This is a genomic window from Sporolactobacillus shoreicorticis (assembly GCF_024125445.1).
Lineage (GTDB): Bacteria > Bacillota > Bacilli > Bacillales > Sporolactobacillaceae > Sporolactobacillus > Sporolactobacillus shoreicorticis.
Map to the genome: position 1 here is coordinate 1 of NZ_JAMXWM010000057.1, position 5,064 is coordinate 5,064.

Annotated in this window: 6 protein-coding genes, 1 tRNA gene and 1 other RNA gene; all 8 read left to right on the plus strand. The window is 44.2% G+C overall.

Features of this window, described 5'->3' with window-relative positions; all coding sequences use genetic code 11:
• Positions 1 to 130: 130 nt before the first annotated feature.
• The 8 genes from NIE88_RS21670 to NIE88_RS21705 all read left to right on the plus strand — a co-directional run bounded on the left by NIE88_RS21670 (position 131) and on the right by NIE88_RS21705 (position 4,671).
• Positions 131 to 220: transfer RNA gene (locus NIE88_RS21670), tRNA-Ser, on the plus strand.
• Between the two features lie 199 nt (positions 221 to 419).
• A complete protein-coding gene (locus tag NIE88_RS21675; RefSeq protein ID WP_253065641.1) occupies positions 420 to 632 on the plus strand; it encodes a hypothetical protein in 213 nt (70 codons plus the stop codon).
• 226 nt (positions 633 to 858) lie between these two features.
• Positions 859 to 1,125: signal recognition particle sRNA large type (gene ffs / locus NIE88_RS21680), an RNA gene on the plus strand.
• 161 nt (positions 1,126 to 1,286) lie between these two features.
• Positions 1,287 to 2,990, plus strand: a complete 1,704-nt coding sequence (dnaX, locus tag NIE88_RS21685) for a DNA polymerase III subunit gamma/tau (RefSeq protein WP_253065642.1) — start codon at positions 1,287 to 1,289, stop codon at positions 2,988 to 2,990.
• A gap of 21 nt (positions 2,991 to 3,011) precedes the next feature.
• Positions 3,012 to 3,326, plus strand: a complete 315-nt coding sequence (locus NIE88_RS21690; RefSeq protein WP_373689482.1) for a YbaB/EbfC family nucleoid-associated protein — start codon at positions 3,012 to 3,014, stop codon at positions 3,324 to 3,326.
• Between the two features lie 101 nt (positions 3,327 to 3,427).
• Positions 3,428 to 4,024, plus strand: coding sequence for a recombination mediator RecR (recR, locus tag NIE88_RS21695; protein WP_253065643.1), 597 nt, complete (start codon positions 3,428 to 3,430; stop codon positions 4,022 to 4,024).
• 61 nt (positions 4,025 to 4,085) lie between these two features.
• Entirely contained in the window at positions 4,086 to 4,304 is a 219-nt protein-coding gene (locus tag NIE88_RS21700; RefSeq protein ID WP_253065644.1) for a YaaL family protein, read from the plus strand.
• Positions 4,305 to 4,413: 109 nt separating this feature from the next.
• Positions 4,414 to 4,671, plus strand: a complete 258-nt coding sequence (locus tag NIE88_RS21705; RefSeq protein WP_373689483.1) for a pro-sigmaK processing inhibitor BofA family protein — start codon at positions 4,414 to 4,416, stop codon at positions 4,669 to 4,671.
• Positions 4,672 to 5,064 lie beyond the last annotated feature (393 nt).

Genomic DNA, 5,064 nt, shown 5'->3' on the forward strand with positions numbered 1-5,064 from the left:
GGTGAATCCTATTGATTTCTTGCCTGGCTCATTTTTTTATGATAAACTAATTTTCGTCGTAACAGTTAATCAAGCAGTGCTTAGATTAAGAGATACTTATGAGAATTTCAGCGTTATGCTATTTTGCTGTGGAGGCGTACCCAAGTGGCTGAAGGGGACTGACTCGAAATCAGTTAGGGCGTCGTTCGGCGCCGCGGGGGTTCAAATCCTCTCGCCTCCGTCATATAATAGTTTTAAAAAATTTACAAAAGTTCCGAGGATCGTTGATAAATGCGATTTTTGGAACTTTTAATTTTTTTAACTGAAATTTTCGGATGTAACATTCACTATTAAGACAGCAAAAAGAAAATTTGGTAAGATTAAATACAATAAAGGTGAGGGTGTTTTAGATTTAAAAAATATTAAGGAGGCTTTGTTACTTGAAAAAATCTAGAAAGTATTTTCAAGAACATCCTAAGATCTCTTATCTGGCTAATCTTATTGTCATGATTATTTTTATATGGTTAATTCCATATTACTTACTTGGAAATAAGAGGTTGAGTTATATTATTGGTATAGTAGCTGCTGTTATTGTTGTTAATCTGGCAGGAGCATTTTGGTATCCCAGTTTTGTAGTTAAAAGTAAAAAATAATTATTCGATGAACTGTGTGTCAATTGGTTTTTTCCGGCACTAGGTAGGAGTCAAATCAAGCAGGTAAATGGATTCTTTTCTATGCTGATTTTATGGCACCATCTTGACTTCTCGTTAATATGGATATAGCTTATATTTGACTTTCAAAAAACTGTTGATATAATAGTAAAAGCTGGCGTTGGCACAACGCATTTCGTCTCCGCCATTAATTTTGTTAGAAAATTAGCCGTGCTAGATGGGGAGGTAGCGGTGCCCTGTAACTCGCAATCCGCTGTAGCGAGGTTGAATTCCTTTCACGAGGTCTCGGCCTTGTGGGGCAGCCTCAAGTACGTGGTGTTGACGTTTGGGTCCCGCGCAACGGAAACTCATGAACCCTGTCAGGTCCGGAAGGAAGCAGCAGTAAGTGAGACCTTTCGTGTGCCGCGGGGTTGCCTGGGCTGAGCCGGCGGCTTGAGAAACGCCCATGATGTCCTGATCGACGAAAGGTGCACGGCGTTAAAAATAATAAAGTAAGGGCTGTCGAAGCTTGGTTTTCGGCGGCTCTTGCTTTTTTTGTTCAGAAAGATTTGTGCCGCAGTTTCTTTCAAACAGAGTAACCGTTATAATGAACGTATATCATTTAAGCCGAGCGTATTCGGTGAAAGGGGGAGGAAGATGGCTTATCAGGCGCTTTACAGAGTCTACCGGCCTCAAACTTTTCATGATTTGGCCGGGCAGCAGCACATTGCCCAGACTCTCCAGAATGCGCTGACTAAACAGCAATTTTCTCACGCTTATCTATTCACCGGACCGCGCGGGACAGGGAAGACAAGTGCCGCTAAAATTTTTGCGAAGGCGATTAACTGCGAGCATGCACCGGCTGCCGAACCATGCAATGAGTGTGCGGCTTGCCGCGGCATCACGAGCGGAAGCATTGCCGATGTCATCGAAATTGATGCTGCGTCAAATAACGGTGTGGATGAGATACGTGATATTCGCGACAAAGTAAAATATGCGCCGAGTGAAGTTCGTTACAAAGTTTATATCATTGATGAAGTGCATATGCTGTCAACAGGCGCCTTTAACGCATTACTTAAAACGCTGGAAGAGCCGCCGGAGCATGCGGTGTTCATTCTTGCGACAACCGAGCCTCAGAAAATACCGCTGACGATTATTTCACGCTGCCAGCAGTTTGATTTTCGCCGAATCCCTTCGTCTGAAATTTTTGAGCGGCTGCGTTTTGTCGTTCAAGATCAGAAAATCGATGCGGAGGACGAAGCGCTCCAGCTGATTGCCAAGGCAAGTGAAGGCGGAATGCGCGACGCGCTGAGTGTATTGGATCAGACCGCGGCTTATAGTGAAGCGACGGTAACTGTTCAAGATGTTCTTGATGTGACGGGTATGGTTGCCGACCAAATGGTTCGTGAATTAATTGAATCACTTGAGGATAGCAACGCCGCTGCGGCGATTGGGAAAATCGGCGAGCTTTTGGAACAGGGCAAGGATCCGTTGCGATTAATGGAGCAAATGATCTTTTATTATCGCGATCTTCTGCTATATAAAACATCTCCGCAGCTTGAGGATTTACTGAGTCGCCCTCGAGTCGACGATGATTTCAGCAAGCAAGCGAAAGCTATTTCTCCCGAACGACTTTTTCAAGTGATCAACCAACTGAACGGCGCGCTGCTTGACATGAAGCGTACCAATCACCCGAGAATTTTGCTTGAGATGGCCGTCGTTCGATTATGCGAACATTCAGAGACAACCAATGGAGCGACAGATTCGGCCGGGGCTTCTTCATTTGAGAAGCGGCTCGGGGCGTTGGAACAACAGGTACATCAATTGTCCGTTGCACCTCAGGCTGAGTCTCGTCAGGAGCCGCAGCAGGAAGCAAAGCATGCGCGTGCGCCGCGCAGAAACAGTGGCCTGCGCATTCCAACCGCGCATATTAATCGTGTCCTTGAGGATGCGACAAAAGAGGATTTAATTGAGTTGCGTTCCGTTTGGGCCAAGGTGATGGCGAAGATCCGTTCGGAAAATGTGGCGGCACATGCTTGGATGCTGGAGAGTCAGCCTGTAGCCAGCTCCGCGGAAGGTTTTGTGCAAGCCTTTAAATATGATTTTCATTGCCAAATGGTGATGGAAAACAAGAGCAATATCTTGGGGTTGGTCCAATCTATTGTTCAAGACGTGACACAGAAACAAAAAATCATGTATCCTATTCCTGAGGGTACGTGGAAAACAATGAAGAAAGACTTTATTGAACGTTCGAAATCAAATCCGGACAACAGCGACAGTGGTAAGAAAGAGGAAGAAGATCCTATTATTGCGGAAGCAAAAAAATTGGTTGGTCCCGATTTGCTCGATATCAAAGACTAATGAATAGTGGAGGCGATTGATATGATGCGAGGAAATATGAACAATATGATGCGTCAAGTACAGAAAATGCAAAAGCAAATGGCTGAGGCACAGGATAAATTAAAAGAAGAAATTGTAGAAGGAACAGCCGGAGGCGGCGTTGTTACGGTCAAGGCAAGCGGACAAAAACAGATTGTTGATGTGACTATCAATCCGGAGGCCGTCGATCCGGACGATGTGGAAATGCTGCAGGATCTAATTGTGGCTGCAGTTAACGACGCACTGACACATGCGGATGAGTTGGCGCAAAAACGGCTCGGCAAGTTTACTCAGGGATTGAATCTTCCTGGAATGTAATTAAGTCAATTGTTGAGACGGCGAATCCCGCGGTTAAGTAAACGGGGTTCGCTGTCCGTTCATTATGAGCTTTCTTGACAACGAGCGGAAGGAGATCGGTGATGCAGTATCCTGAACCGATTGCGAAATTGATCGACAGTTTTATGAAGCTCCCGGGGATCGGACCGAAAACAGCAGTGCGCCTCGCGTTCTATACGGTTGATATGAATGAAGAAGATGTCATGGACTTTGCCCGTGCACTTGTCGATGTGAAACGAAAATTAGTCTATTGTTCGGTGTGCCAGAACATCAGCGATCATGACCCGTGTCCGATCTGTGACGACTCTTCCCGAGACCATTCCACCATATGCGTGGTGCAGGATCCGAAGGACGTAGTGGCTCTTGAGAAGATGCGTGATTATCACGGCTTATACCATGTACTGCACGGTGTTATTTCGCCTATGGACGGTATTGGTCCGGAGGATATTAAAGTGGCCGAACTGATTCGCCGCCTTGAGGATGAAAAAGTGAAGGAAATTATTCTTGCGACTAATCCAACGGTTGAAGGTGAAGCGACGGCGATGTATATCTCTCGGCTAGTGAAACCGATCGGTGTCAAAACATCGCGTATTGCCCATGGCTTGCCGGTGGGCGGCGACTTGGAATACGCGGATGAAGTGACACTTTCTAAAGCGCTGGAAGGGCGAAGGGAGCTCTGATTAGGATTCGCGACTTGACGCATATTGAGAAGGTTAAACGGAATTATTGGAGATGTTAGCAATGTTCGGCCGAAAAAAAGGTGTATTGCGTAAAGAAATAAATGAATCGCTTCTTGGTCTGCTCGAACAATGCAAAACCGAGTGGATGACAAAGAAAAAAGTGATTGATGCCAGTATTGATCCTTCTGATGAGGTCATGCATCAGCTGAAGCTTGCGGAAGCTAAATATTTTTACTTACTAAAAGAAATTCGCGCGCAAAAACACTTTATAAATAAATAAAAGTTCTAAAATGGACATGCGTTCATACCTTTTATAAACGGGAACCAATGGGACAACCTAAAGCTTCTCTATTATATCAGGCGAGGAGGCATGCCTTTTGGCAAATTATATCTATTTGATTGTCGGCATTATCATTTTATTTCTTGTGATTATGGCTGCAGGTGCTTCGTTCCATCCTTTAAAATGGATTGGCAAATTAGCGGTTCGCCTTGTCGTTGGCGCGTTGCTGCTCTTTCTGTTGAACGTTATTGGCGAATCGTTTAGTATGCATATTCCAATTAATTTAGCAACGTCGGCAGTCAGCGGGCTTCTCGGGCTTCCTGGTATCGCTGCATTAATTATTATAAAGTTCTCGCTGGGCGGCTAAGCGGGACTTTTATTTACGTCATAATATTTTGAGAGGTTATAATATAAGGTAAGCGGTTCGGAACTAAATATTTTTTCGTTGTACGTTTACGGGAGTGTGCATAACATAAAAGCAACCATTTCTTTGAATACCTGAGCATCTATGCCGTAACTAAAACTGCAGAAGTCTCAGCTTTTTAATGTTTACTATTTTTGAACAAAGGGTATTGACTATGTATATACCAGATGATAAAACTTCTTTTGCCGTGTTTTGGTGACCGAAAAAAGATATTGACGAGATATTGAGTCTGTGTTATAATTTTTCTTGTCGCTGAAACGCGATGAAAAAAGATATTGACTTCCTGATAGAAACATGTTATTATTTAAAAGTTGCTGTTAGGAACGAAGCAACAAA